Origin of the sequence: Ureibacillus chungkukjangi, from assembly GCF_044795995.1 — a bacterium.
GTDB classification, from domain to species: Bacteria; Bacillota; Bacilli; order Bacillales_A; family Planococcaceae; genus Ureibacillus; species Ureibacillus chungkukjangi.
This window is the reverse complement of record NZ_CP085009.1, coordinates 750,455-777,453: the sequence shown is the minus strand read 5'-3', so window position 1 is coordinate 777,453 and position 26,999 is coordinate 750,455. Positions and strand designations below refer to the sequence as shown.

Below are 26,999 nucleotides of genomic sequence, written 5' to 3'. Positions count from 1 at the left end.
AGGATGAAACAAAATGACAATCTACTCTTTCACAAGTCAGGTAAAGGAAAATCAGAGCTTATCCTACGACGAAATGCTTCAAGCCGCAGAATTAATTTTTAATGAGAAAACGCCAAAAGAAGCGATTGCCGAATTTTTAATTGCTTTAAGCAATAAAAAAGAGACTACTGAAGAAATTGCAGCTCTTGCAACGGTTATGAAATCCTATGCACTTTCCCTCAATCTCGCTGCTGGCAACTATCTTGATAATTGCGGCACGGGTGGCGACGGTCTACAGAGCTTCAATATTAGTACAACATCCGCCTTTGTAATAGCAGCGAATGACGTGTCCGTTGTTAAGCATGGTAACCGTAAAATTTCCAGTGCTTCTGGAAGCTCCGATGTTTTACAGGCTCTTGGGATTTATACAGATTTTACGATGGAGGATTCGATCGATTTATTAAATAAAACAGGCATCACCTTCCTTCACGCTCCAAACGTTCATCCAAAGCTTAAACGTATTGGTGAGGTACGCCGTTCAATTGGAAAACCTACTATTTTTAATCTAGTTGGACCTTTAACAAACCCGGCTAATTTAACAACTCAGCTTGTTGGGATTAATCGACCTGAATTCGTTCACGATTATGCGAGGGTACTTAAGCTTTTAGGGCGCAAACGAGCAATAGTGGTTTCTGGTACTCAAGGGATGGATGAAGCTTCTCTTGATTCTGACAATACTCTTGCCCTTCTTGAAAATGGCGAGGTTAAATCACTAAATATCGATATTGAAGAGCTAGGCATAGCCCCTGCCCCAGTAACTGCATTACGCGGCGGTACACCTGAAGAAAATGCGATTATTTTAAGAGAGTTATTGAATGGGAAACAGAGTGCCTATTTTGATGCCGTTTTATTGAACACCGGCTTAGCCTTATTTGCAAACGGTAAGGTGAGTTCTGTTTTAGATGGCATTGAATTAGCCCGAGATAGTATTTTAACTGGGAAAGCATTAGCTAAATTAGAGTCAGTAGTTGAATACAGTCAAAGCTATTTAAAGGAGCGTGCAGTGCAATGACTATTTTGCAAAGAATTTTAGACCATAAAGCCACACTCATTCCTTCTCTTTTAGAGAATTCGCCCTTTTTCTCGGTGGAGCCAAAATCGCGCCCTTCTTTATATGAAGTTTTACAAAAAGCCGACACATTACAAGTAATCTCGGAAATGAAACGCGCCTCTCCTTCTAAGGGGCTTATTAACGAAGGAGCAAGCCCTATAGAGCAGGCTAAAAAATATGAGCAAGCTGGTGCAGCCTGTATCTCAGTTTTAACAGAAGATAAATTTTTCAAGGGCTCCTATCAGGATTTAGTGGACGTCGCTAATAATGTGGACATCCCGGTTTTAAATAAAGATTTCATTATTCACGAGGTGCAAATCGATTATGCAAAGGCAGCTGGTGCCTCTGTAATTTTACTGATTGTTGCTGCTTTATCAGATGAAAAATTAAATGCATTTTACACCTACGCAAGTGTATTAGGACTGGATGTTTTAGTTGAAGTGCACAACGAAAAGGAAGTGGGTCGTGCGTTAGCCATTCGACCTAAAATTATCGGCGTGAATAATCGCGATTTAAAAACCTTCCACTTAGATTTAGCTCAAACTGAAAAATTGGCAAATATCATCAACGAACATGAGGATATTGCCTTTATCAGCGAAAGTGGCATTTGGACTGCTACCGATGCACAGCGCGTTGCTAAAGCTGGTGCACAGGGTGTTTTAGTTGGGGAATCCCTTATGGTAAGCGGAAACGTAGAGGAAGCTCTCACTGCATTGCAGGTTCCCCTTCCCTCGCTTCTAAAGGAAGTGAAGTAATATGGTGAAGGTGAAAATTTGTGGACTTATGGAAGAGAAACATCTTCAGGCAGCTGTAGACGCTGGTGCTACTTGGATAGGATTTATGTTCGCAAAAAGTAAGCGTCAAATTTCTATTGAACGAGCTAGTAAGCTGGCTAAGCTGATTCCCTCCCATGTACAAAAAGTTGGTGTTTTCGTGAATCCAGCTGAAGAAGAGGTTCACAATGCAGTCGAAGCTGTCGGACTAGATTACATTCAATATCACGGATGCGAGGGTCCTTCATTTATCAATAATCTAGGCTACCCTGCTATCAAGGCTATTTCTATTCGTAGCTACGAGGACGTTGAAAAAGCGAGTCACTATGATGTCGATTACTACCTATTTGATGCACCAGGTACAAATTATGCAGGTGGAAGTGGTCATGTGTTTGATTGGTCGTTACTAGATGAACTTTCGATCCCTAAGAACCGTGTCATCTTAGCAGGTGGACTTAATAGCGAGAACGTCAGTCGTGCCATCTCCCAAGTGGAACCTTTCGGCGTTGATGTCTCAAGCGGTGTTGAGAAGGATGGGAGCAAGGATAGCGATTTAATTAAACGATTTATAGAAACAGCAACAACTACAAGTGTATTGAAATAAAAATGCGACCCGCTTTTAAAGCAGGCGTTAAGGAGTGAATTGGGATGACAACTGGAGTAAAAGGACGTTTCGGTCGTTTCGGTGGACAATTTGTTCCAGAAACATTAATGACCGCTTTACAAGAATTAGATGAGGCCTATGACAAGGTAAAGAATGATGAAGCCTTTCAGGAAGAGCTTCACTACTACTTAAAAAATTATGTCGGCCGAGAAACACCTCTTTATTTTGCTGAACGTTTAACAAAGGAATGTGGCGGAGCAAAAATCTATTTAAAACGTGAAGATCTGAACCATACAGGTGCACATAAAATCAATAATGCTTTAGGGCAAGCACTCCTTGCCAAGCGAATGGGGAAGAAAAAAATCGTTGCTGAGACTGGGGCTGGTCAGCACGGTGTTGCCACTGCGACAGCCTGTGCGCTTCTCAATCTAGAATGTATCGTTTACATGGGTGCTGAGGATGTAAAACGCCAGGCTCTAAACGTTTTTCGCATGGAGCTTCTTGGAACAAAAGTGGTTGCAGTGGAAAAAGGCTCTGCTACTTTAAAGGATGCTGTAAACGAAGCCTTACGTCACTGGGTAACAAATATAGATGATACGCATTATATTTTAGGATCCGCAATGGGCCCTCACCCCTTCCCTACGATTGTTCGTGATTTCCAGCGTGTCATTGGTGATGAAACACGTGCTCAAATTTTAGAGACTGAAAATCGCTTACCAGATGCCATCGTTGCGTGTATTGGTGGAGGAAGTAACTCGATTGGTATGTTCTACCCATTTGTTGAAGATAAAGATGTTGCATTGCATGGGGTAGAGGCTGCGGGTAAGGGCATTGAGACGGGTAAACATGCCGCCGCTATTTACAGTGGGCAAACTGGTGTATTACATGGGGCTTTTATGTATCTATTACAGGATGAAGATGGCTTTGTACAAGAAGCCCATTCCATTTCTGCCGGGCTAGATTATCCAGGTGTCGGTCCGGAGCACTGTCATCTGCATGATATTGGTCGCGCAACCTATGGCAACGTTACTGATGAAGAAGCACTTGAAGGCTTGAAGCTACTTTGCCGAACTGAAGGTATTCTTCCTGCTCTTGAGAGTGCCCATGCCGTCTATTATGCTTCAAAGCTAGTAAAAACAATGGCTCCAGATGATATCTTAGTCATTTGCTTATCTGGCCGCGGTGACAAAGATGTCCACACAATTTCAGAAGCACTTGGAGGTGACCTAGCATGAGTCAATTAAAGGATGCAATTTTATCGGTTACGGCTTCAGGTGATAAGGCATTTATTCCATATATTATGGCTGGTGATGGCGGCTTAGAGAAATTAAAGCCGATCATTCTGAGACTTCAAGAGCTTGGTGTGACTGCAATCGAGGTTGGCATACCATTTACTGATCCTGTCGCAGATGGTCCAACTATTGAAAGAGCTGGCGAACGTGCTTTAGCAAGCGGTACTACTTTACGCAAAGTAATTGAAACCCTAACTAGCTTTGCAGATGAAATCACAGTTCCACTTGTTGCCATGACTTATTTAAATCCGATTTTAGCTTATGGCGTGGAACAGTTTGCTGCTGACGCGAGTGTGGCAGGTATTCGTGGTTTAATAATCCCAGACATGCCCTTAGAGGAAAGTGAAGTCGTCCATCCTGCCCTAACTGCTGCTGAAATTTCTCTTGTACAGCTCGTTTCTTTAACTAGCACACCCGAACGCATGGAACGTTTAACGAAAGCAAGTGAAGGCTTTATCTACGCAGTTACTGTAAATGGTATTACTGGTGCACGTTCAAGCTTTGCTAATGAACTAGAGGCGCATTTTAAAAAAATTCAATCCTACACTGACACTCCTGTGTTAGCTGGCTTTGGGATTTCAACAGCAACTCACGTAAAAGACTTTGGCTCGTTTTGCAGCGGTGTGATTGTCGGAAGTAAAATTGTTGATAGCCTAGTTGCCGAGGATTGGGAGGCGATTGAGGAATTAGTTAAAGCCTCTAAGTTGGCTGCAAATGAAGTTGGAATTTAAAATATTGGATTTAGTGTAAGGCTAATTCTGAGTTGTCGGGATTTTGGAGTGAAGTGTCGGAATTATCCTCAAAAGTATCAGTATTCACGCTGAAACTGTCGGAATTCCTGTCCAAACTGTCGGAATCCAAGCTCCCTCAATCTCAAATTCAAAAAAGTGTGTGACCTAGTTTTTTTTCTAACTAAGTCTCACACTTTTATTTATGAAATGGCTTTTTGATTTAATTTTACTTTTAATTTTTCTAGCATATCGATTGTCATTTTTTCTAAATCGAAGTCTGCTTTGAAGCCCCACTCTTCTACTGCTGCTGAAGAGTCGATGGCGTTTGGCCAGCTGTCTGCAATTGCTTGGCGGACAGGGTCTACGGTGTAATCCATTTTAAAGGATGGGATGTGCTTTTTAATTTCAGCCGCGATTTGCGAAGGCTCAAAGCTCATTGCTGAAATATTAAAGGCATTTCGATGCTTCAATTTCGAGCCATCTGCCTCCATTAAATTCACAATTGCTTGCAGGGCATCCGGCATATACATCATATCCATGTAAGTTCCCTCTGCAATATATGATGTGTAACGCCCTTGCTCTACCGCTTTATAATAAATATCTACTGCATAATCCGTAGTACCACCACCAGGAGGGGTAGCATATGAAATTAACCCTGGGAAACGGACGCCGCGCGTATCTACGCCAAAACGATTAAAATAGTAATCACATAATAGCTCTCCCGCTACCTTGTTGACACCATACATCGTAGTTGGACGTTGCAGCGTATCTTGAGGTGTGTTGTCCTTAGGTGTTGATGGACCAAATGCACCGATTGAGCTTGGCGTAAAGAACTGTAAATCTAACTCACGTGACACTTCAAGTGCGTTCATTAACCCACCCATATTCAAATTCCATGCAAATAGTGGATTCTTTTCGGCTGTTGCTGATAATAACGCAGCCATATGAATCATTGTATCTGCCTCAAAATCCTTCGATAGCTCATACATTTTCTTCGCGTCCGTTACATCCAATAATTCAAACGGTCCACAAATGTCTTCTGGTTTACGAATATCTGTAGCTAGGACATTATCCTCACCATATATATCACGCAATTTCACAGTCAGTTCTGACCCAATTTGTCCTAAAGCACCCGTGACAATAATTTTTTTCATGTCGCACCCTCCCTTGATGTTAAAAAAGCTTTTTTGTCTATTTAACTTTCATTTTTCAAATTTTCAAAACTCTTATCTACACAAACAAATGTACATTCCAAAAATACAACTAAACACTGTTATATCAACGTTTATAGCGATTTTTATTATACTTCGTTCTTTTATAAAAGACAATATATAATTTTTAGTCTTTTCTATTAACTACCCCTTCTATCATATGCAACTCGTTAAAATTGGGTATTTAACATAAGCGGCACCCTACTATTTACACTTAAAATTTCATTTATTTACCCTTATTACAGAACAAAAAAAGCACCATGATTGTTTGTGCATAAACAATCATTGATGCATCAATTTATAAGGTGGTTTCACTCTTGCTAAAATGGGAATAAACATTAAAAAGAGCCCGCTCATGGCATCTACTACCCGAAATTTATACGGATTGCAGACTTTTTTCCTTGACTAGGCTGTAAATAGATAAATCTTCTTTATATAGGTTTTTATATGTAGCCAGACTTTGATTTTTAATCAGTTCGAATGTTACTTCATCAATCATTTGTACTGCTTCATTTAGTTGCTTTGCATTTTGCCAAGCAGTCTCTTCAAAGACGATGTTCATTTCATGCTCTTCTAAAATGATACCTAGGAGATGCTCATTTGTATAAAGCTCCACATCCGAATGATTCTTTTTTATTTCCATAATCTCTAATGTTCGATCAAGGGATTTCTGTAATGCCTCTCGATCTATCGCATGCCCAAGCTCGTGCATAGTTAACGCTCTTACATATTGCTCGAATGGAATAGCTGCTTCTATTTCCTGCCATGCCTCCACTAAACGTTCCGCATCAAACCCCACACAGTTACTAATAAAATTATATGTCATATTGATTCCAGATTCATCCTGCTTTAACTCATTCGTCATTCCTACAGCCAGAATCGTAGAAGCAATTAAATTATAAAGATAATTGTCATTGTAGTAGTCTTGCATATTGTTTCTCATTTCCCCTTTATAAGTCGGATTCCCAAAACATTCGCCATCACAGCATCAACGAGATTCAATATATCTTAATCGTAGGTAAGTTTCAAGCAACCAATTTAGCAAAATTTTGAAATTATAGCTTGTTTCAGCCTTGATTTAAAGGGATTTTCATTTTATAAAAATAAAAAAAGGGATATTCGAAAGCCTATTTCAGCTTCCAAATATCCCTTTTCGTAAGTGGTTATTTCTAAATATTAGGTAATAGTGGGATTACTAGTTTAGTAATAGTTTATTTATCATTCTTTTTACTGCTACGGCTGCGTCTACTGGCCTCGCCGCCTTTTCGACCCGCTTCTTCACGGCTCATTTTGCTGTTGTTGTCATTGTCTCGATTGCTTCTCGTATTGTTATCATTATCGCGGTTAGTGTTGTTGTTATTTTGAGTGGCTTCTCCGCCTTTACGGCCGATTTCTTCATAGAATTCCTCACCGTGGTTTTCGGAAGTAGCCTCGCCGCCCTTACGACCAATTTCTTGGAAGAATTCTTTGCCATGAGTTTCTGCAGTAGTTTCTCCACCCTTACGACCGATTTCTTCATAGAACTCTCTGCCGTGGTTTTCTGCAGTCGCTTCCCCGCCTTTTCGACCGATTTCTTCATAGAATTCTCGATCGTGATTTTTGGAGGTAGCTTCTCCACCCAAGCGTCCCGCTTCTTGAACAGTCATTTTTCCATTCTTGTTATCGTTCTTATTGCGTTTGTTAGCCATTTCTAATTCCTCCTAAAAATTTTATTTGCTTATTGGGATAAGCTTATTGGATATATTCCCAGGAGGTATAGAGATAAACATGTCCACAACATTTTCTTACCAAATTCATGTTAATATTACACCGGAAAACCTGTAATTGTGAGGACTTTCGATTGATTATTACAATTTCTTTGCACTTTCATATCAAAAACAAGCTATTCGTACTTGGTTAAACCTACGATAAATTGAAAAGGAAATCTACGGCCGTCCTCCAAATAGAGCATTCTTTTTATGTCATCGAGCTTAGAGATAATACCTGTTGCCGTAAAGATATGTGCGGCTTCCCAAATCTTCAGCTCCACTTGCATATGATCCCTGCATGCAATTTGTAATTGCTCACTAAGCTCTTGAAGTGCCCATTCATCTAACTCGGGTTTTTCAACATCCTCGTTCCTTTCCTGCCACTCTCGAAGCAATTTTACATGCTCAGGTAACATCATCGCATTCCATTTAATATTTCCACGATCCCGAATCACTTTCATCACCTCTTCCTATATAATGGCTAGATTTTATGTCCCCCTAGAAGCTGGGCACGCTTAATAGCCGTTCCCGCTTCCGTATAAGAAACAGCACGTAAAACCGCTGCTGAACCATATCTTGTTCGCAAATAATCCATTGTCGCGCCGAGCTTTCGCCTTTTCCATTTTTTATTGTCAAACAGACTAAGCTGTATGGAGCGTTCCGATTCTAATTTCGAGATACTAATTGAAATTTGCCTTGCTGGTCGCTCTGCGTAATGCTCATCAAATAACTCCTTACATACTTTAAAAATCTTCATCGTATCATTTGTCGGTTCATCGATGGTGCGAGCACGATTAAAGCCTCCACCAAAGGCGTCCTTACTATAGCTAAGACCAAGCGTAATCGTTCTCCCGGCTTGCCCGGCTTCTCTCGCTCTCCTTGCGACATCTTCACACATCTCCAGAATGACGGCTAGAATCTCATTTCGATTGCGATAATCACGCATCAATACCTGCCCTTTCCCAAAGCTAATTTGCCCTTGTGCAAGCGGTGCACCAAGTGGAGATAGATCAATTCCCCATGCATGATGATAAAGCTGATTTCCCATAATACCAAAGTGATCTTCTAAGGTTTTTAGGTCTGCCTGAGCTAAATCCCCAACCGTAAAAATCCCCATATTGTTCAGGGAAAGCTCTGTTCTCCGGCCAATTCCCCACATTTCTGACAGGGGCGAGATCGACCAAAGCTTTTTCGGCACATCTTCATATGTCCATTTTGCAAAACCCGTCTTTTTCGCATCTAAATCAAGGGCAAGCTTTGCCATAAGCATATTTGGACCCATTCCGACCGCGCTTGGAATTTGAAATTGTCGAAGAATGCTATCCTGAATAACCTTAGCCGTCTCTTCGGGAGGTCCCCATAGCTTCTCAGTTCCAGTGAGATCAACAAAGCTCTCATCTATGCTGTAAACGTGGATGGCTTCTTTTGGGACAAACTGATTAATTAAATCGGTAATTTCCATTGACATACGTACAAAAAACTCCATTTTCGGCTCGAATAAACGGATATCAGGATGCTTAGGGATTTCAAAAAGACGCGAGCCCGTTTTGATGCCAAAGCGTTGTTTCATAGGTGGTGACGCAGCAAGTACAATACTCCCCTTTTGCTGGAAATTCCCTACAACCGCAATCGGCACTTCAAGCGGATTAATATTTTCTAGCATTGCCATACAGCTTGCAAAAAAGCAGCGCATATCAATACACATAATTGAACGATTCGGCGCCTGTTCGTAAATTTTAAAAGCATCTGCAGTAGTAGCACGATAATCATCCATCCTCAGAGCATTTCCACACATCTTCTCCACCTCTCAATTCGTACGAACAGTATATGCGAACGTTTGTTCTTTTATTCATTCTAAAATGAGACCATTGAGACGGCAAGAGGAATTATTTGGAGAATTTTGTTGAACCTAAACAACTTTGCCAAAATGAATAAAAAAGAGTTCACTCAAAGCAAGATTGCCTTAAGAGAACTCTACCTACTTTATTCAATAATTTCAGTAAAAAAACAAGTTTTCATATGATTAACAAACGTGTCGCCTAAATCGGTAAAGGTTGCTACACCACGTTTATGAATTACCGTTTTAAACCCTTCTGCATCTGCTCCAGCCACCGTTAAAAAGTCACAAATGTCTGTACAAACACCTACCACATGCACCTTTTCAACACCTAGAGCCTTTAATTTCTCTGCTAAATTTGTTTTAAAGAAAGCATTATAATTTGTTTTCGGTTGATAAATCACATGAGGATTCGATTCATGCTCCTTAAACCAAGTTAACAAATCATCATAAAGCTCCTGCCCCTTTGTCCCAACGACATTATGCGCTGGCCACAATTCAAAATGGGCATCGTTTTCTTCATGTGCATCCATTGCCACCACAACAACCTGGTCCTTACTCAAAAACTCATTTGCTTGCTCAATAATATAAGGCACAACCTCCTGCGCCGGCTTCCCTGCAGTCAAGCTCCCATTATCCGCAACGAAGTCGTTGCTCATGTCTACGATGATTAAGGCTTTAGTTGGCATATATATTCCCCCAATACACTGATTTTTCTATATTATAAACTTTCTTGCATTTAATAGTATGTATATTACTGTTTAAATTACTATTTTCTCATCTGACTCCCTTAACTTATCAATAACAAAAACTCCCCAAAGCCATGACAGCCCCAGAGAGTCGAAACTATAGTATGTGAAGCATTTAATTTGTTGCAGGATTATTAGTTAAGAAAATGTAAAAATGATTAGGTAGGCTCCTAATCACTCCTCCTTCGAGAGATCGACTGAAATACTTCCATCAATTTCGAGGATGCCGAGTCTTACTTTATCGATATTAAAAACGCCTTGCTTTCTGAGCTGTGTATTTAGCTCCTGCATCGTTATGTGCTGTTTTTTCATTAGCTGCTGATTTACAATTCCGTTCTCAATGATAACTTCAGGTTTTCCATCGATCCAACGCTCGAAGGCTTTCTTCTGGGCAAGCTTTTCAGCACCCCACATAAAGAATCCCCAAAGTGCAATGCTAAAAATTATATGAGGAATTTTGAAATCCTTTTCGTGAATCATCCCCCCAACAATATCTGCTAGGATGAGCATAAATACTAAATCGGTTGGCGTGGTTTGCGCTAATTCCTTTTGACCGATGAGGCGAATAACCACAACTATACAAACAATGGAGACAAAAAATTTAGTTGCTACACTAATATACAATTCCAAGTGTATCCCCCCTGTTGACACCAAACTTTAAGCCATAAATAAAAGCTTGGTGGGTAATCATCTATTCCTCTTTCTTGACCAAGATAAACAACCAAGCTTCCAAAACGTGCAAAACAAAAAAACATACTAATCATTTAATAGCACAATTCCCTTTGATAAAGGATGCTGCATAATGTTAGTATGTTTATAGTTTTTGAGGATTACACTTTTTTACTTTTCCACTACTCCACCGTAAAGACCTGGACGGCGGTCGTCGTAAACTGGGATGCGACTGCGGATTTCTTCTACTTTTGAGAAATCGACATCAATGACAGCTAGCTCTTCTGTTTCAGAGCCTGTCCAAAGCACCTCGCCCCACGGCTCAATAATCATGGATTGACCATTGAAGTTTTCGACTTTGCGAGAAATACGGTTAACAGCAATTACGAAGCATTGGTTTTCGATAGCACGCGCTTGAAGTAAGGTTTTCCAGTGATCGATACGTGGTGTTGGCCATTGTGCAGAGACAAACAGCACATTTGCTCCAGCTAATGCGTGTGCTCGAAGCCATTCTGGGAATCGAATATCGTAGCATATCACCCCACCAGCCTCCACATCTCCTAAAGCAAAGCGATTCATTTCATTGCCTGATTCTAAGTATTGATCTTCATTCATTAATCTAAATAAATGAACCTTACTGTACTCGCTAACTAGCTCACCTTCGTTATTATATACATACATCGTATTGTAGAATTTGCCGTCCTTTTCTGTTGCAACAGACCCGCCGACAATATGAATGCCTAGTTCAGTAGATAAGCCCTGCAGAAATTCTTTGGAACGAACCCCATCTTTATCCGCAAGCTCCCCTAGCTTTTCAAGTGCATAGCCGGTATTCCACATCTCCGGTAAGACAACAAGTTCAGCCCCTTGGCTAACTGCTTCTCGAATCAATTCCTCTGCATGCGTGAAGTTTTCATCTACTTTACCGAATCCCACATTCATTTGAATACATCCGATTTTCATGTCCACATACCCCCTAGACTTTTTCTTGTAAAAGTACCCTTATCCTACTAATTAAACCATAACAAAAAATAAACTAAGATTCCATTTATCAACGCTTTCAACGTTCTTTATCTAATTACAGCTTAAATCAAATAGTAAAGACATAAAATAAAACGACCAAGGTTTGTTCTTGGTCGTTTAATCATCCTTCTTCTAATTCTTTTTCCTTTTCTTTCGCTTTAATGTGATTAAATTTACTGTTTCCATTAAAGTTTTCCCTTTATAATTTACACCGAAAAACTTAGCAAAATAGACAATCATCAATTTGTAATCTGTGTTGTTTTGGGTTAAAAAACGTGTATAAGCTTTCTGTGTAACTTCGGCATCATATGAACTTTTTACGGTGGTCTCATACCGATGAAATACAGTTTCAAGTTGTTTATCTTCTGGGTGTTTTTCATCAAAATGCACAGCCTCAAAGATTAAAGAGTTACCATCATAATTACTTCGAACAAAATACATATCTCTAACTTCAGCTTTTACTTTCAAAATTTACTCCTATTCTTTAATATTTATTAATTAAATCAACCTTTTGTAAGTATATTATTTCCAAAATTAGGATTACTAATCTATTTTTCTATTTAAATACCTTTATACAACCATATTTCTTTTTAAGTTATGTAGGAATCTCATAAAATAATCTCAACCTTTTGCCTTCACAATATTGATATTGCAGGCTTTCCTTCGATGTAGTAGTATTATTCCTAAACATTAAATTGCAACTATATTCTGAAATCTATACAAAGTATAGAGTTCAGTTTCTTCCCTGGCCTAATGGTAAGTAAACTTATAAATTTTAGTGAAAAAGAGGTATTAACATGAAACTATCAAATAAATCACAAAATCTACCAATTCAATTCTTTGCTGCTCTTGTTCAAAAAGTAAATGCTGCGATTGCCGAAGGACGCGATGTGATTAACTTAGGGCAGGGAAATCCAGATCGTCCGACACCTCCGCATATTATAAAAGCAATGCAAGAAGCTACTACAAATCCACAAACGCATAAATATTCACCCTTTCGTGGAATTCATGAATTAAAAGAAGCAGCTGCCGCCTTCTACAAACGGGAGTATAGTGTAGACATTGATCCAGATACAGAGGTAGCGATTATGGGAGGGTCAAAGATCGGTTTGGTTGAGCTGCCAATGGCCATTTTGGATTCAGGTGATTCCATGCTTCTTCCTGACCCGGGTTATCCTGATTACTTGTCTGGAGTAGTACTTGGGGATGTCCATTTTGATACAATGCCGCTACTTGAAGAAAATGAATTTTTGCCAGATTATGAGGCTTTATCAGAAGAAGTGAAGAACCGCGCAAAGTTAATGTATTTAAACTATCCCAACAATCCTACAGGAGGTACTGCAACATTAGAGTTTTTCGAAAACACAGTACAGCTTGCAAAGGAAAATGACATAACGGTGGTACATGATTTTGCTTATGGTGCATTAGGATTCGATGGAAAGCAGCCTGTTAGCTTCCTCCAAGCTGATGGTGCAAAAGAAGTTGGTATTGAGCTATATACCTTGTCCAAAACCTATAATATGGCAGGCTGGCGAATTGGCTTTGCTGTTGGTAATGCCGAGATTATTGAAGCGATTAATGTTATTCAGGATCATCTTTTCTGTAGTGTCTTCCCTGCAATTCAACATGCAGCAGTCGCGGCTTTAAATGGCAACCAAGACTGTGTGGAAGAACAACGTGCGATTTATGAAAGCAGACGTAATGTTTTAATAGAAGAAGCTTATCGAATCGGCTGGGATATAAAGGCGCCGAGTGGATCATTCTTTGCGTGGTTAAAGGTACCAGAAGGCTATACAAGTGAGGAGTTTTCAGACTTACTGTTAGATAAAGCAAACGTCGCTGTTGCATCTGGAAACGGCTTTGGTGAATATGGCGAAGGCTACATTCGCGTGGGATTACTAGTTAGTGAAGAGCGGTTAATAGAAGCAATAGCTCGTATTGAAAAACTTGAGTTATTTAAAGATAAGGCGGTTTCAATAACTAAATAATTTAGAAGGAGGGTTCTTATTGCATATCTTCTTGCATTAAGAACCCTTTTTTATAAGTTATAGCCTACCATCTCCCTAAAAGAAAAGCCTCCACAAATGTGGAAGCTTACTGCTATTAGCGATTTGCCATCCATTCGGGTTTACTAAATCCTTGAAATTCTGAATCAATGACTTCTTCATATTTAGCAGATTCAACGATTTCGATTAAATCATTTGCTAGTTGGCTATCTTTATTTTCTGATTTTACAGCTACAACGTTACGATAGTTTTCATTCATATCTTCTAGGAAAACTGCATCCATTAAATTTAAGCCCGCTGCCAGTGCAAAGTTACCTGGTACTGCAGCAAGATCAGCGTTTTCAATTTGACGTGGTAAAGAGCCAGCTTCTACTGGTTGGAAAACTAAGTTTTTGTTGTTTGTAACGACATCTTTTTCTGAAGCAGTTAATTCATCAGCATCTGGATTGATTTCAATTAAACCTTGCCCTTGTAAAGTTATTAGCGTACGTGCTGCATTTGCTGGATCATTTGCAATTGCTACAGTTGCACCTTCTTCAATATCCTCAACAGAAGTAAATTTTTCTGAGAAGAAGCCCATTGGAGCTGTTGGTACTGTGAGTAAAGCTTCTAAATCCATGTTATTTTGTTCTTCAAAAGTTTCTAAATAAATTGTATGTTGGAACAAGTTTGCATCGATATCCCCATTATCTAATGCGTTATTTGGTTGAACGTAATCACTAAACTCAACTAACTCTACTGTGTAACCTTTTTCCTCTAATTGTGGAATGATTGCTTTTTTTAGCATGTCACTATATGGACCAGCAGTTGCACCTAATTTAATTTCTTTACTTTCTTCTGTTGATGAAGTTTTTTCCTTTTCATCACTCCCAGAACATGCTGCTAACACAACAGCTAATGCTAATGTAAGAAATGTTAATAAATATTTTTTCACTTTTTCTCTCTCCTATCGTTTATCTAGTGATTTTGCAAACTGTTCCCCAATTAATTGAATCAATTGTACAAAGATTATTAAAATGACAACAGTTGAAATCATAATTGTATTATCATAACGGTAATAGCCAAAGCGAATCGCTAAATCTCCAATACCTCCCCCGCCTATTGTACCTGCCATGGCAGAGTATGCGACCAAACTGATAACCGTTAGAGTAATCCCTCGAATAATTGTTGATTTTGCCTCTGGTAGCAACACATCTTTGATAATCATCCAAGGTGTGGCACCAACAGCAATTGTTGCCTCAATGACACCTTTATCGATGTCTCTTAATGATGATTCTACTAGTCTTGCAAAATAAGGAATCGCAGCAACTGAAAGCGAAACACTTGCAGCGATGGGACCTATTGTTGTGCCAACCAGTATTTTAGTTAACGGGAATAATGCAACGAGTAAAATGATAAACGGAATCGAACGAACTAAATTCACTGCAAAACCAAAGATATTTTTCACAAATCGATTTTCCCAAAATAAACCTTTATCTGTCACAAATAGCAGTACACCAAATGGTAGACCGATAATGATGGAGATGGATAATGCAATTCCAATCATAACGACCGTTTCTTTAAAAGCCTCCCAAATATCAGGTAGCATGGTTATGAAATATGGAAAATCAAACATGTTTAACCACCTCCACTAGCGCGCCACGTTGTTCCATATATTTTTTTGCTTCATTCACTGCGTTTTTTTCACCTTGCAACTCCATTATGAAAATGCCAAGTGGACGTTCTTGAATATATTCAATCGTGCCATGCAAGAAATTACCTTTAACATCAAACTGCTGAATTGTATCTGAGATAAGACCTTCTCCAGCCACTTCACCTTTAAATAACAGTTTAATGACTTGTCCTTTTACATCCTTTAAGATTTCACTAGGAATCTCAAAAGATACAACACTATTAATAAATTCCTGGGTTAATGGCTTAATCGGTTGTGCGAAGATATCATATACTGCTCCTTCTTCAATCACTTTTCCATCTTGCATAATTGCCATCCGATTACAAATTTCTTTTACAACATTCATCTCATGAGTAATTAAAACAATCGTAATACCGAGCTTTTCGTTAATTTGTTTTAATAACTTTAAAATCGATAGAGTTGTTTTTGGATCAAGTGCTGAGGTTGCCTCATCACAAAGTAAGATAGATGGATTGTTTGCAAGAGCACGTGCAATCCCAACGCGTTGTTTTTGTCCCCCACTAAGCTGGGCTGGAAACACATCTTTTTTATCCGTTAAACCCACCATTTCAAGTAACTCTTTGACACGTTCATTAATTTTATTTTTAGGTGTTTTTGCTGCACGCAAAGCAAAAGCGATATTTTCTCCAACTGTCTTTTGACTAATTAGATAAAAATGTTGAAAAATCATTCCAATTTTCAATCGTGCAGTTCGTAGAGAACCACTCGAAAGTTGTGTTAAATCAACTCCATCAATAAGCACTTTTCCGCTAGACGGTCTTTCTAGTAAATTGACACAACGAAGCAACGAACTTTTCCCCGCTCCTGAATAACCAACTATTCCAAAAATGTCACCTTTATTAATTTTTAAGGAGACATCATCAACGCCTACTACTTGTTTCTTTTTAGATTCATATATTTTTGTAATATTTCGAAACTCTAGCATATACTTCTCCTAACTAATATGATAAAAACAACTATTCCAACCAAATATGTATGATTAAATCAGATTACACACAATAATCACAATTGTCAATATTAAACGTAAATTCAAACAAAAATGCTACCATTCGACTGAGTGAGTAGCATTTAATTCTAAATTGTTCTTGAATTGTGTGTGTACCTGGTACACACACAATTCTTCATTCAATCCACAAACAGTTTAGCCATCTTTTCTTCGAGTTTCTCTGGGATGATGGCATTGTCAAACAGTTGGCGTATTGTTCTTTCTGTTTCTGCGTATAGGTTTGCATAAGCGACTGCATCATACATGGTCGAGCGATAGTTGGCTACTATTGCTTTAATATTAGCTTCCTCGACCTCAGTTGGATGGCAAAGGCTTGCGATATCGAAGATTTCATCCCCTTCTCTTTCGGGAAAATATTGATGGGGCTCGGTACTGTCAAAGATACATAGCTTCAATTCAGGTAAAATAACCATATCCACAGAATTTGAATCCAGCCCGCACCACACCATTCGAGTGTCAAACCCGCGTTCCATTGCCGTATCAACTAGTTTTTTCATCAGCGAAGACTTGCCTGTTCCCGGGTAGCCCTTGATAAATAGGCGTTTTTCGAGGTTTTGCGTAATACTTTGAACAGTATCACGAGCACCAGCAGGGGTTAGTGTACCTAATAACCTATGTGTTTTTTGTCCATTTTTTTCGAGCTTTTTCTTACCAATCACCTTCCTCAACAGCTCTTCGGTTTTATCGTCTAATCCCTTCCAATCCATATACCGACGAGTTTCCACTTCCCAATCATCATGAATTTTTAGAGCGGTCGATAGTGCATTAAAGCATTTCTCATAATAATCATCCTTCTTATTCGATAGATTGAGAAAATCCTGTTGTTTTTCAACAACCTGCTGTTTATCTACACAATCCTCTAAGGAAATCTCCTGAACATGCGAGCCTACCGAATCAAATGTAAGATTGGTCGCTTCAAGGAATAGAATATTGTGTGGCTCTTTAACAAAAAGTGCCTCAATCGTATTTTCAAAGAATGGATCGTGGAAATATTCTATAGCCGCTCCTTTATTGCCATAAAATATCCCGAGCTTACTTAAATAATCCGCCACTTTAAAACCCTGTGCCCCTTTTAATAAATACACAGTTTTCGCTTCGTTCATAATCTCTTGATAGACATTCTTTATCCCTTGCCCTGTTAACGCTTGCCCGAAAAAATGCGTTATTGTTGTACCCAAACTGACGCCATCCTTCCATAGGTTTGTTAACATATCTTTATGACAACGGCCTAAAATATGTACCTCGTACACCCGAATTGTTTGGGAATTGTTTATGTACCTGGCACCCAAACGATTCTGAATTGTGTCCTAATTGTTTATGTACCTGGCACCCAAACAATTCAAAAAAAACCCGAATGCATGTGCATTCGGGTTGGTTGGTTTTATTGGATTACGCCTAGTTCGCGGCCTACTTTTTCGTAGATGGCTAGGGCGTTGTCTAGCATTTCTTTTGTGTGGGCTGCAGTTGGCATGTTGCGGACACGCCCTGTTCCTTTTTGTACTGTTGGGAAAACGATTGCTTTTGCGTAAACCCCTTCTTCTACAAGGCGTTTTGAGAAGGTTTGTGTTAGCTTTTCGTCTCCAATGATACATGGAGTAATTGGTGTTTCTGACGCACCGATGTCAAATCCAAGCTTTTTCAAGCCAGCTTTTAAGTAATCACCGTTTTCCCATAATTTATCGTGCAGCTGTGTTGAATCCATAATCATTTGAATTGCTCGTGTGATTGCTGCTACGTCACCTGGTGTAACCGCTGTTGAGAATAAGAATGGACGAGAACGCACCTTTAACCAGTCGATTAAGTTTTTCTTCCCGGCTACATAACCACCTACTACACCGATTGCTTTTGAAAGTGTTCCGATTTGGAAGTCGATTTCTTTTTCAAGTCCGAAATGCTTCACAGTTCCTTTCCCTTTACCAGTAACCCCTGAACCATGGGCATCATCTACATAAGTAATCAAGTCAAATTCTTTAGCGATTTCTACGATTTCAGGTAGCTTTGCAATATCTCCATCCATTGAGAAAACGCCGTCAGTAATGACCATTACTTTATTGTATAAGCCAGACTCTGTTGCTTCCTTCGCTTTTGCACGTAAATCTTCCATATCTGAGTGATTGTAAGCAATAATTTTTGCTTTAGATAAACGGCAGCCATCAATGATTGAAGCATGATTTAATTGATCTGAAAGAATCGCATCGTTTTTATCCATTACAGCTGAAATCGCAGCCATGTTACAGTTAAAACCTGATTGATAAGAAATTGCTGCTTCTGTACCTTTGAACTCAGCCAGCTTTTCCTCTAATTTCACATGCAGATCCATCGTTCCGTTAATAGTACGAACCGCTCCAGCACCAACACCGTATTTATCGATTGCATCCTTTGCAATTTGTTTTAGCTCATCATTTGTCGCTAAGCCTAAATAGTTATTTGAAGATAAGTTGATTAGTTGCTTACCATTTACTTGAATGACTGGACCATTTGCCCCTTCTACTGCATCAATTTCATTGTATAGCCCTTGATCACGTAGAACCTCTAAATTTTCGTTTAGGAATGTATCTAAAATTTTAGACATGATTTCAGCTCCCTTTGCATCTAGTTATTTAGATTTTAGCATAATCACGGGATTTTTCGATATGCGAGAATTGTCTGAAAACTAAACAATCTAAATTGTTAGAAATTATTGACAAAATGTTAAGTAAACATTACAATCAAATCAGCATATGTTAAGTAAACATAACATTTTGTTTGGTATGTTTAACAAGGAGGCTATATCTTGCTGAAAAATCGAGTTAAAGAGCTTCGAGCAAGAAATAATTATACGCAAAGTGACCTAGGAAAGCTTGTTGGGGTTACAAGGCAAACCATTGCCTTTATTGAGAAGGGTGAATTCTCACCTTCAATCACTCTTGCATTGAAGCTTTCAAAGGAATTAAAGGAGCCGTTGGAACTAATATTTTGGCTTGAGGAGGAGATAAGATGAACATTCGTATGTTTTATCCTATTTTAAATATTTTGAGCTGTATTATTCTTTTGTTTGTGGGCTGGGGCTTTACACGCAGCAATGTCATAATAACTGAAAATTTTATAGAGTATACAATCCATCCAGTAGGCATTTTTGCTTGGTTAGTTTTAGTAGTATTCGTTTTCATGCTTCTTTTCATTATCAAAAGATACAATAAGCAAAATCCAGACAAGAAAATAAAAGCCTTTTCTATTAAACCACCAGAATATAATGAAGACGATGAGATGTATCAATATGCCACAATGAATGCAACCAAAAAGGTCTATACCTTCTTAACCTGGGCATTACCTATGATACTCGCCTTATTGCTGTTGCCTATTCCCTTCAGCAAATTCAGCATTTTCGTGATCGTTGTATGTATTATTATCGTTCAAAATCTCATTTTCTACTTTGAAATGAAGAAATTCAAAGAGTGACAGATTCATTTCCAAATAAAAAAATCTCGCAAAAGCTAAATTTCTTTTGCGAGATGATCGATATCTTGATTTGTCAGGTTATTTGTTCGACCTTCATTATTAATTCTACCTTTAAGCATCCTTTCGAAATACGGTAGCGAAAACTGTACGATATAGCCAGTGAAGAACGCAATAATGATTGTTCCTACACCAATTGGACCTCCAAGCGACCAACCAACTAGGGCGATTAAGGCTTCCATTGCTAAACGTGCATTCCCAATAGAGCAGCCGAATTTCTTAGCAAAAAGAATCATCAGCGTATCGCGAGGACCCGCTCCGAGCCTTGGTGAAATATACAAGGCACAGCCTACACCTAATACAATTACACCTGCTAGAAAATAAAATACGTCAAAAACTAGCCCTGAAGAGTTTGGTAATAGCCAGTTAAAAAAGTCGATAAACATACCACATAGAATCATATTGAGGCATGTGGCAAGCTTTGGCCATTCTCTCAATAGCAATGATGTTGACCCGACAATAATTACCCCAGTAATGACAGCCCAAGAGCCGATAGATAATCCGATACGTTCAAATAATGCTATATGTAGCACATCCCAGGGGCCGACCCCTAGTGCTTTTCCTTCAACAATCATGGAAACGCCAAATGACATTACTGCTAGCCCGACAAAGAAGAATAGCCATTTCCATTTTAGTTCTCTTTTCAACTTTAAAGCCTTCTTTCTAATTAATTACATCAGCTTATATATTCGCCTTCGCAATCAAACTTACAAAATATTATTCTAATAAACCTTTACTATCATACAGTTAACTTTACAAATTTTCCACCTGTTACTTGAATTAAATCATGAGGATTTAGCTGGATTTGCATCCCAATTTTTCCTGCACTAACGACCATGTAGTCTAAATCCTTGGCCGAACCGTCTATAAAAGTCGGAAAAAGCTTTTTCATACCAATGGGTGAACAGCCTCCACGAATGTAACCTGTAGTAGGCAATAAGTCTTTAAGATGGAGCATCTCAATTTTCTTTTCCCCTGCTGCTTTTGCACAAACCTTTAAATTTAACTCTTCAGAAACAGGGATAACAAACACAAAAAATTTGCCGACACCCGCCGTTGCCACTAATGTTTTAAATACATGTGTCACCGGATGTCCAACCTTATTTGCTACCGTAACGCCATCCACTTTATCTTCAACTGTATATTCGATTAAATTGTAATGCAGATTTTGTTGGTCCAATAAACGTACAGCATTTGTTTTCGTCACTTTTTGCTTTGCCATTACTAGCACGGCTCCTAACCTTATTATCTTTATCCAATCATATCATAAAGACCTCTTAGGACTTGCTTCTAGAAACTAAAAACGCCTATCTGCACAATAAATGTCACAAGTGGAAGTTTGATACAATTTTATCGAACCTTTTCTAAAAGACGAACGAGCTGACCATATAAATCAAAAAAAGTCGCCTCAACAAATGTGAGACAACTCCTTCTTACGCTATATGTGAAAACTTTGGCTGCACTAATTGGAAGCCATTTTGTGCCATTAGCATTTGATTTGTATAGCTTGATATTGCCTTCGTATACATTTTATCTAAAATCAAAGTTTCGAAGCTTTTGTTTAGAGGGTTGAACGGCTCTGCTGGTCCTGTCGTATTAGTTAACCGTTCTGGAGAAAGGAACTGATCAATATCAATAGATGAAAGCCTATTTATATTTTTTTCTTCGTCACTAGCTACTTCTGTTTCTGCTTGTAGCATCGTTTCTGTAGGGATTTCAGCTTCTGCTTGAAATTCAGTCGCTTCAATATCTTCCTTCATATCAATTGGTGCAGTATTTTCATCGCCCTCATTTAATAAAACATTGTTGTTTTTAAAAAGCTCTTTTTCAGTTTTACCAGATAATAAATCCTCAAGAATTTTGAGCATAGGGTTCTTTTTGGCTTGTGTGTAAATTGCATTCTTTTTGTAAGCATCATTTGCCTCTTTACGCTGTATAGCGCGTTTACGCTCCTCAAAATTACCATTATTTAGTGAAAAACATGATACTCTCATCAAAAATCACCCCACTTATAGGAAAATAATCACATTCTAACTTTTATTTTAGTTTAAAATGTTATTTTTTACAATTAGTTTGATTAATATTTCACATTACAAATATCTACAATGTTCGCAACAAAAAAAGCGTACAAGAATCTAAATAACCGATCCTTGTACACTTCATGATTAAATTTGAGGATGATTTTCTTCTAAAATCGTTTCAGCAACGTTTACTGCATGGTCCCCTACACGCTCTAAATTACTAATAATATCGGCGTAGATAATACCTGCTTGTCCAGAACATTCACCTTTGTTTAGACGAAGGATATGGCGTTTGCGTAAAACTCTTTCTAATTCATCAATGCGATCTTCTTTACTTAACACTTCTCTTGCAAAGTCCTTACTTTGTTTATCTAAAGCAAGTACCGCTAAGCTTACTGTATCTAATACTAATTCATACATTTCTTTTAGTTCCTGAGTTGCCTCATCACTAAATTTAACACGGTTCGAATCCTTTGCTTGAATTAACTCGACAAGGTTTTCGAAGTGGTCCCCTACTCGTTCTATATCACGGATATTTTGGAATAGTGAATGATGTAATTTGGAGTCATTCTCGGATAAGGATTCCTTCGATAATTCAACTAAATAATCAGTAGTTACTCGGTCTAAATTATTGATGGCTTCCTCTAGCTGAACCGTCATATTGGCATGCTTGTTATCACCCGTGAATAAGTAATCCATTGACTCTTGAATACCTTTTACCGAGAATTCTCCCATACGAACAACTTCTTCTTTTGCTTGTCCCAGTGCAATTGAAGGAGATTGCCCAATTAACGTTTTGTCTAGATATTTTGCGCCATATTCAACGGTTGCATCTTCACCAGGTACTAATTTCGTTACTATAAGCGCAATCAAACCAACAAATGGTAATTGTATTAATGTGTTAATAACGTTGAACGTACCATGTGCAAAGGCAATTTGCATCTTATCTTCTAAATTTAAGATACCTGATATCCAATCAACATAATTTACGAATAACGGTAGGATAAGCAAGAAAATGATTGTTCCTAGAACGTTAAATATTACGTGTGCTGCCGCTGCACGACGAGCTGCTACAGATGCTGCTAATGCTGCTAATACTGCCGTAATCGTTGTCCCAATATTATCACCAAATAAGACTGGTAAGGCTCCACCTAATGGAATTAGACCTTCTGCATAAAGCCCTTGTAAGATCCCCACGGTAGCTGAAGATGATTGAACGATTAACGTGAAGACAGTTCCTGCAACTACGCCTAAAATTGGGTGATCACTAAAGCTTACAGTTAAGTCCACAAATGCTTCCAAGTCTCGTAAAGGCTTCATTCCATCGCCCATCATTTCCAGACCGATGAAAAGCCCTGCAAAACCGAATAAAATCTGACCAATATTTTGGATACGATCCTTTTTGAAGAAGAATAATAACACAGCACCAAGTGCCATAATTGGATAAGCATATGTACCAACATCAAATCCAATAATAAATGCCGTTACAGTTGTACCAATATTAGCCCCCATGATAACACCAATTGCTTGGCGTAGTGTCATGAAACCAGCACTCACAAGACCAACCGTAATAACTGTTGTACCTGAGCTGGATTGAATTAATATCGTAACAAGAATACCAACTAACACACCCATTATTGGGTTTGTCGTAAATCTATCTAAAATTTCGCGGAGTCTGTCTCCGGCTGCTTTTTGCAGACCGTCCCCCATGTACTTGATTGCAAATAAGAATAAACCTAGACCTCCAAGAAATTGGAAAATCATCGTTTGCCATTCCATCTATTTGTTTCACCCTTTCGATGTCGTCGACACTATTATTCATAATTCAACACGAGATGTAAAGATTCTTACGAAAATGAAATATAAAATTTACAATACCTTTACAATTGAATAACAAAACGTTCACAAAATTTATGCTTGCAAAATATTGCCGTATTATAATTATATAATTTACCTGTCAACTTCCCTCATCTATTATCTCCAAACTTTAATATTTCACTCTAAAAATTATAGATAGCGCCCTAATTTTGGACATAAAAAAAGTATCCAAAATGATTTAAAATAATGGATACTTTTTCATCTAATACTAGTATTTTATAATGAATTATTCATCAAACTTCATGCCTTTTAATAAGTCTGCAAAGGCGTTATTGATTGGTTCGGCTTCTTTATCTTGTTGCTTCATGTATTTTTGGACACTTCGCTTATCTACTTTGCCTCCACCTTCTTTTTTACGGCGGGCTTCAAATGCAGATAGTTTTTCACGATAACCACATTTACAAACGAAGATTTGCCCTTCACCCTCACCTCGTAGCTCAAGCTTTTTCTTACATTGAGGACAACGCGCATTTGTTACACGCGAGACATTTTTACGGTGACCACAATCACGATCCTGGCAAACAAGCATTTTACCCTTTTTACCATTTACCTCAAGCATCGGCTTCCCACAATCTGGGCAAGTTTTTGTTGAGATATTATCATGCTTATATTTTTTATCGCTTCCTTTAATTTCTGAAACGATTTCCTTTGTATGCTCTTTCATTTCATTTATAAATACTTCTTTTTTCAACTTCCCATTAGCAATCAGTTCAAGCTTTTGTTCCCACTCAGCAGTTGTTGCAGGTGAGCGCAATTCTTCCGGAACTAAATCAAGTAGCTGACGACCTTTAGAAGTAATATAAATTTCTTTACCGCCACGTTTTTCGATTAAGAATGTATTAAATAACTTTTCGATAATATCTGCTCGTGTTGCAACTGTACCTAGTCCACCAGTCGATTTTAATGTATCAGCAAGCTTTTTATCGCCAGTTTCTAAATACTTCGTTGGATTCTCCATCGCTGAAAGCAAGGCTGCCTCTGTAAAGCGTGCTGGAGGTTTTGTTTGACCAGACGTTTGAACAATTAGCTTAGTCTTAAGCTCGTCTCCTTTTTCAATACGCGGTAGAAGCTGCTCCTTTACATCCTCCGATGCGTCATCATCATCAAAGCGATTTTCATAAACTTCCTTCCATCCCGCTTGAAGTACAGTCTTTCCTTTAGCAATAAACTTTTCTCCAGCTATTTCGGATTGTACTGTCAATTGCTCGTATTCATGTGCTGGGAAAAGTACTGCTAAGAAACGCTTAACAACTAAGTCATAGATTTTTCGTTCTTTGTCCGAGAAAGCAGAATAGTTTACATAACCTTCAGTTGGGATAATCGCATGGTGATCACTTACCTTACTATCATCCACAAATGCTTTCGTAGGCTTAATCGGTTTTGTTAACACCTTATTAGTAAGTGATCGGTATTCCCCGATTCCGCAAGCTTTTAAACGTTCTGGTATTGTGCTCACAATATCAGAAGATAAAAATCTAGAATCCGTTCGAGGATATGTTAACACCTTATGCTGCTCATAAAGCTTTTGCATTAGATTTAACGTTTCCTTTGCAGAATAGCCAAAGAATTTATTGGCATCACGCTGTAATTCCGTTAAATCATAAAGTGCTGGTGCAAAGGATTTTTTTGCTTTTCGATCAATTGAAACTACTTTAGCATTTTGGTGACCAAGTGCTTTTACAATCGTATCAATTTTCTCTTTATTGAAGCTTCGGCTATTGCCATTTGCATCCTGCCACGTTAATTTTACAGAGTCCGTTTGAGCTTCAATACCATAGTAGGTTTGTGGTTTGAAGTTTTTAATTTCATCCTCACGTGCAGCAATCATTGCTAATGTAGGTGTCTGAACTTGTATACTTAAATTTGGGTGCAAATATACAAATCCTATTACACCATAGTATAATGCATTTAATTACACCCAATCGACTTTTTTTATGGGAGAATAAAGGAGTACATTTATGAGATTCGTAGTAAGAGAATTTGAAGTACCTATTATAAACTCAAAAAGAACTGAAAAAACAATAGGTATAGGATTAAACTATAAAGGTTTAATCTTTCCCTCTCCATTATCAAATTTTATAAAAAAAGAATACAGGAGGTATGGAAATTCATTAAAAAGCCAAGAAAATGCAGCTAGAACTATTACTAGATTTTTAAATTTTCATTTTGAGAAAAACAAAGACGAACTACAGATCAAGGGATTAAGTGCCTTATCTTTACAAGATGCTGCAGATTATCTGAGTCACCGCTCTCTCTTACAGAAGAATAGCGAGCTTTCAATGGAAACTGTATTACAAGATTTATTATATCTTAATAAGTTTTATAAATGGCTTATAACTAGTAATTTAATAGTAGATAATGGTTTAGAAAGTCCTGATGAGCAAGAAATTAGAAAATTGCGTAAGGTTATTGAAGCTAATGGAGATTTATTTAAAGAAATAGATTTAGAAATAGAATTTCCTAGTAGGAACAAGTCTTTAAGACATCTCCATGATTTTGGAGATAAAAGAGTGGAATTAATGACACGTTTTATTATAGTAGCTATTGAAGTTGATCCCTTTATAGCATTAGGAATAGTACTTCAATTTTTTGGAGGATTACGGAGATCAGAAGTTATCAATATGACAACTAATTCTTTTAAGCAGATTAACAGGAATTTAGTTGCAAAAATAAGAGATAACCAATCCCTACTATTCCCTCACGCTACAAACACTACTGATGTCCAAGTAAAAAAACCACGTGATCAAGTGATTTGGAATACAAGAATTGTAGAAGTATTATACCAACGTCATCAAGAACTACGATCTAGATATAATTTAAAACATGAAGCTCTATTTTTTTCACCTTACAATAAACAACCATTACGAGGTAAATCATATACTGATAGATTTAATAATGTAAAAGAGGTTTTTCTAAAACAGATTTTAGAGGAAGGTTTAGTAGATGAATATTTAATGTTAACAAACAATAAATGGTCAACACATATAGGTAGAGGACTTTTCACAAATCTTTTAGTAAGTTATAAATTAAGTCCGACACAGATTCAATTAGCACGTGGCGATAACCAAGTCAACTCTTCACAGACCTATGTTGATGAAGCAACATTTATTTCTGCAATAAATATAGCTATTAATGATTTTAAACAATTAGAAATATTGATTAGATAGATATGG

Annotated in this window: 28 protein-coding genes; 9 read left to right on the top strand and 19 right to left on the bottom strand. The window is 38.1% G+C overall.

Annotation, left to right across the window (positions count from 1 at the left end; translation table 11 throughout):
- The first annotated feature begins 13 nt into the window (after window positions 1–13).
- The 5 genes from trpD to trpA are packed head-to-tail and all read left to right on the top strand — an operon-like array spanning window position 14 to window position 4,490.
- The gene (gene trpD, locus LG296_RS04015; protein ID WP_107936756.1) at window positions 14–1,051 is read left to right on the top strand and encodes an anthranilate phosphoribosyltransferase; all 1,038 of its coding nucleotides are present in this window, start codon (window positions 14–16) and stop codon (window positions 1,049–1,051) included.
- Entirely contained in the window at window positions 1,048–1,845 is a 798-nt protein-coding gene (gene trpC / locus LG296_RS04010) for an indole-3-glycerol phosphate synthase TrpC (RefSeq protein WP_404427502.1), read from the top strand. Before trpD ends, trpC begins: the two co-directional genes overlap by 4 nt.
- 1 nt (window position 1,846) lies before the next feature.
- A complete protein-coding gene (locus tag LG296_RS04005; protein ID WP_404427501.1) occupies window positions 1,847–2,467 on the top strand; it encodes a phosphoribosylanthranilate isomerase in 621 nt (206 codons plus the stop codon).
- A 44-nt stretch (window positions 2,468–2,511) separates the two neighbouring features.
- Window positions 2,512–3,702: a tryptophan synthase subunit beta gene (gene trpB / locus LG296_RS04000; RefSeq protein WP_107936750.1), complete on the top strand. Its 1,191-nt coding sequence runs from the start codon at window positions 2,512–2,514 to the stop codon at window positions 3,700–3,702.
- Entirely contained in the window at window positions 3,699–4,490 is a 792-nt protein-coding gene (trpA, locus tag LG296_RS03995; RefSeq protein ID WP_107936748.1) for a tryptophan synthase subunit alpha, read from the top strand. Before trpB ends, trpA begins: the two co-directional genes overlap by 4 nt.
- A 200-nt stretch (window positions 4,491–4,690) precedes the next feature.
- On the opposite strand, the gene LG296_RS03990 is transcribed toward trpA, so the two are convergent.
- The 9 genes from LG296_RS03990 to LG296_RS03950 form a co-directional block, all read right to left on the bottom strand.
- Complete coding sequence (locus tag LG296_RS03990) at window positions 4,691–5,644, bottom strand: L-threonine 3-dehydrogenase (RefSeq protein ID WP_107936746.1); 954 nt, start codon at window positions 5,642–5,644, stop codon at window positions 4,691–4,693.
- A 433-nt stretch (window positions 5,645–6,077) separates the two neighbouring features.
- Window positions 6,078–6,644, bottom strand: a complete 567-nt coding sequence (locus LG296_RS03985) for an integrase (protein ID WP_235867678.1) — start codon at window positions 6,642–6,644, stop codon at window positions 6,078–6,080.
- A gap of 268 nt (window positions 6,645–6,912) precedes the next feature.
- On the bottom strand, window positions 6,913–7,389 hold the full coding sequence (locus LG296_RS03980) for a KGG domain-containing protein (RefSeq protein WP_107936742.1): 477 nt from the start codon (window positions 7,387–7,389) through the stop codon (window positions 6,913–6,915).
- A 194-nt stretch (window positions 7,390–7,583) separates the two neighbouring features.
- Window positions 7,584–7,904 carry a YolD-like family protein gene (locus tag LG296_RS03975; RefSeq protein ID WP_107936740.1) on the bottom strand — a complete coding sequence of 107 codons (321 nt, stop codon included), beginning with the start codon at window positions 7,902–7,904 and terminating at the stop codon, window positions 7,584–7,586.
- 26 nt (window positions 7,905–7,930) lie between these two features.
- Window positions 7,931–9,223 carry a DNA polymerase thumb domain-containing protein gene (locus LG296_RS03970; RefSeq protein WP_181418086.1) on the bottom strand — a complete coding sequence of 431 codons (1,293 nt, stop codon included), beginning with the start codon at window positions 9,221–9,223 and terminating at the stop codon, window positions 7,931–7,933.
- 209 nt (window positions 9,224–9,432) lie between these two features.
- Window positions 9,433–9,975, bottom strand: a complete 543-nt coding sequence (locus tag LG296_RS03965) for an isochorismatase family cysteine hydrolase (protein WP_107936738.1) — start codon at window positions 9,973–9,975, stop codon at window positions 9,433–9,435.
- A 234-nt stretch (window positions 9,976–10,209) separates the two neighbouring features.
- Window positions 10,210–10,665: a DUF421 domain-containing protein gene (locus LG296_RS03960; protein ID WP_107936736.1), complete on the bottom strand. Its 456-nt coding sequence runs from the start codon at window positions 10,663–10,665 to the stop codon at window positions 10,210–10,212.
- Window positions 10,666–10,875: 210 nt separating this feature from the next.
- Window positions 10,876–11,667 (bottom strand): carbon-nitrogen family hydrolase, encoded by a 792-nt coding sequence (locus LG296_RS03955; protein ID WP_107936734.1) that lies wholly within the window; start codon window positions 11,665–11,667, stop codon window positions 10,876–10,878.
- Between the two features lie 192 nt (window positions 11,668–11,859).
- A complete protein-coding gene (locus LG296_RS03950) occupies window positions 11,860–12,195 on the bottom strand; it encodes a hypothetical protein (RefSeq protein WP_107936732.1) in 336 nt (111 codons plus the stop codon).
- Window positions 12,196–12,524: 329 nt separating this feature from the next.
- Here LG296_RS03950 and LG296_RS03945 point away from each other — a divergent pair, with 329 nt between their 5' ends.
- The gene (locus LG296_RS03945; RefSeq protein WP_107936730.1) at window positions 12,525–13,715 is read left to right on the top strand and encodes a pyridoxal phosphate-dependent aminotransferase; all 1,191 of its coding nucleotides are present in this window, start codon (window positions 12,525–12,527) and stop codon (window positions 13,713–13,715) included.
- A gap of 115 nt (window positions 13,716–13,830) precedes the next feature.
- On the opposite strand, the gene LG296_RS03940 is transcribed toward LG296_RS03945, so the two are convergent.
- The 5 genes from LG296_RS03940 to LG296_RS03920 all read right to left on the bottom strand — a co-directional run bounded on the left by LG296_RS03940 (window position 13,831) and on the right by LG296_RS03920 (window position 19,004).
- Entirely contained in the window at window positions 13,831–14,667 is an 837-nt protein-coding gene (locus LG296_RS03940) for a MetQ/NlpA family ABC transporter substrate-binding protein (protein WP_107936728.1), read from the bottom strand.
- 12 nt (window positions 14,668–14,679) lie between these two features.
- Window positions 14,680–15,348 carry a methionine ABC transporter permease gene (locus tag LG296_RS03935; protein WP_107936726.1) on the bottom strand — a complete coding sequence of 223 codons (669 nt, stop codon included), beginning with the start codon at window positions 15,346–15,348 and terminating at the stop codon, window positions 14,680–14,682.
- Window positions 15,341–16,351, bottom strand: coding sequence for a methionine ABC transporter ATP-binding protein (locus LG296_RS03930; RefSeq protein ID WP_107936724.1), 1,011 nt, complete (start codon window positions 16,349–16,351; stop codon window positions 15,341–15,343). The genes LG296_RS03935 and LG296_RS03930 overlap by 8 nt, the downstream gene beginning before the upstream one ends.
- Before the next feature lie 200 nt (window positions 16,352–16,551).
- On the bottom strand, window positions 16,552–17,610 hold the full coding sequence (locus LG296_RS03925; RefSeq protein WP_404427500.1) for a nucleotide kinase: 1,059 nt from the start codon (window positions 17,608–17,610) through the stop codon (window positions 16,552–16,554).
- 203 nt (window positions 17,611–17,813) lie between these two features.
- A complete protein-coding gene (locus LG296_RS03920; protein WP_404427499.1) occupies window positions 17,814–19,004 on the bottom strand; it encodes a glycine C-acetyltransferase in 1,191 nt (396 codons plus the stop codon).
- Between the two features lie 201 nt (window positions 19,005–19,205).
- Here LG296_RS03920 and LG296_RS03915 point away from each other — a divergent pair, with 201 nt between their 5' ends.
- Both LG296_RS03915 and LG296_RS03910 read left to right on the top strand, forming a co-directional pair.
- Window positions 19,206–19,412, top strand: a complete 207-nt coding sequence (locus LG296_RS03915) for a helix-turn-helix transcriptional regulator (RefSeq protein WP_404427498.1) — start codon at window positions 19,206–19,208, stop codon at window positions 19,410–19,412.
- On the top strand, window positions 19,409–19,870 hold the full coding sequence (locus tag LG296_RS03910; protein WP_404427497.1) for a hypothetical protein: 462 nt from the start codon (window positions 19,409–19,411) through the stop codon (window positions 19,868–19,870). The genes LG296_RS03915 and LG296_RS03910 overlap by 4 nt, the downstream gene beginning before the upstream one ends.
- Before the next feature lie 35 nt (window positions 19,871–19,905).
- On the opposite strand, the gene LG296_RS03905 is transcribed toward LG296_RS03910, so the two are convergent.
- The 5 genes from LG296_RS03905 to topB all read right to left on the bottom strand — a co-directional run bounded on the left by LG296_RS03905 (window position 19,906) and on the right by topB (window position 25,714).
- Window positions 19,906–20,574: a YitT family protein gene (locus tag LG296_RS03905; protein WP_107936716.1), complete on the bottom strand. Its 669-nt coding sequence runs from the start codon at window positions 20,572–20,574 to the stop codon at window positions 19,906–19,908.
- 92 nt (window positions 20,575–20,666) lie between these two features.
- The gene (gene ybaK / locus LG296_RS03900) at window positions 20,667–21,149 is read right to left on the bottom strand and encodes a Cys-tRNA(Pro) deacylase (protein ID WP_404427496.1); all 483 of its coding nucleotides are present in this window, start codon (window positions 21,147–21,149) and stop codon (window positions 20,667–20,669) included.
- Between the two features lie 211 nt (window positions 21,150–21,360).
- A complete protein-coding gene (locus LG296_RS03895; RefSeq protein ID WP_404427495.1) occupies window positions 21,361–21,921 on the bottom strand; it encodes a hypothetical protein in 561 nt (186 codons plus the stop codon).
- Window positions 21,922–22,092: 171 nt separating this feature from the next.
- Window positions 22,093–23,727: a Na/Pi cotransporter family protein gene (locus LG296_RS03890; protein WP_107936710.1), complete on the bottom strand. Its 1,635-nt coding sequence runs from the start codon at window positions 23,725–23,727 to the stop codon at window positions 22,093–22,095.
- Between the two features lie 325 nt (window positions 23,728–24,052).
- Window positions 24,053–25,714 (bottom strand): DNA topoisomerase III, encoded by a 1,662-nt coding sequence (topB, locus tag LG296_RS03885; RefSeq protein ID WP_235867680.1) that lies wholly within the window; start codon window positions 25,712–25,714, stop codon window positions 24,053–24,055.
- Between the two features lie 70 nt (window positions 25,715–25,784).
- Here topB and LG296_RS03880 point away from each other — a divergent pair, with 70 nt between their 5' ends.
- Complete coding sequence (locus LG296_RS03880; RefSeq protein ID WP_107936708.1) at window positions 25,785–26,993, top strand: site-specific integrase; 1,209 nt, start codon at window positions 25,785–25,787, stop codon at window positions 26,991–26,993.
- Window positions 26,994–26,999 lie beyond the last annotated feature (6 nt).

Coding starts and splice junctions, on each gene's coding strand:
- trpD (WP_107936756.1), top strand. CDS start 14: ATGACAATCTACTCTTTCACAAGTCAGGTAAAGGAAAATCAGAGCTTA.
- trpC (WP_404427502.1), top strand. CDS start 1,048: ATGACTATTTTGCAAAGAATTTTAGACCATAAAGCCACACTCATTCCT.
- LG296_RS04005 (WP_404427501.1), top strand. CDS start 1,847: ATGGTGAAGGTGAAAATTTGTGGACTTATGGAAGAGAAACATCTTCAG.
- trpB (WP_107936750.1), top strand. CDS start 2,512: ATGACAACTGGAGTAAAAGGACGTTTCGGTCGTTTCGGTGGACAATTT.
- trpA (WP_107936748.1), top strand. CDS start 3,699: ATGAGTCAATTAAAGGATGCAATTTTATCGGTTACGGCTTCAGGTGAT.
- LG296_RS03990 (WP_107936746.1), bottom strand. CDS start 5,644: ATGAAAAAAATTATTGTCACGGGTGCTTTAGGACAAATTGGGTCAGAA.
- LG296_RS03985 (WP_235867678.1), bottom strand. CDS start 6,644: ATGAGAAACAATATGCAAGACTACTACAATGACAATTATCTTTATAAT.
- LG296_RS03980 (WP_107936742.1), bottom strand. CDS start 7,389: ATGGCTAACAAACGCAATAAGAACGATAACAAGAATGGAAAAATGACT.
- LG296_RS03970 (WP_181418086.1), bottom strand. CDS start 9,223: ATGGATGATTATCGTGCTACTACTGCAGATGCTTTTAAAATTTACGAA.
- LG296_RS03965 (WP_107936738.1), bottom strand. CDS start 9,975: ATGCCAACTAAAGCCTTAATCATCGTAGACATGAGCAACGACTTCGTT.
- LG296_RS03955 (WP_107936734.1), bottom strand. CDS start 11,667: ATGAAAATCGGATGTATTCAAATGAATGTGGGATTCGGTAAAGTAGAT.
- LG296_RS03945 (WP_107936730.1), top strand. CDS start 12,525: ATGAAACTATCAAATAAATCACAAAATCTACCAATTCAATTCTTTGCT.
- LG296_RS03935 (WP_107936726.1), bottom strand. CDS start 15,348: ATGTTTGATTTTCCATATTTCATAACCATGCTACCTGATATTTGGGAG.
- LG296_RS03930 (WP_107936724.1), bottom strand. CDS start 16,351: ATGCTAGAGTTTCGAAATATTACAAAAATATATGAATCTAAAAAGAAA.
- LG296_RS03920 (WP_404427499.1), bottom strand. CDS start 19,004: ATGTCTAAAATTTTAGATACATTCCTAAACGAAAATTTAGAGGTTCTA.
- LG296_RS03910 (WP_404427497.1), top strand. CDS start 19,409: ATGAACATTCGTATGTTTTATCCTATTTTAAATATTTTGAGCTGTATT.
- ybaK (WP_404427496.1), bottom strand. CDS start 21,149: ATGGCAAAGCAAAAAGTGACGAAAACAAATGCTGTACGTTTATTGGAC.
- LG296_RS03895 (WP_404427495.1), bottom strand. CDS start 21,921: ATGAGAGTATCATGTTTTTCACTAAATAATGGTAATTTTGAGGAGCGT.
- LG296_RS03890 (WP_107936710.1), bottom strand. CDS start 23,727: ATGGAATGGCAAACGATGATTTTCCAATTTCTTGGAGGTCTAGGTTTA.
- LG296_RS03880 (WP_107936708.1), top strand. CDS start 25,785: ATGAGATTCGTAGTAAGAGAATTTGAAGTACCTATTATAAACTCAAAA.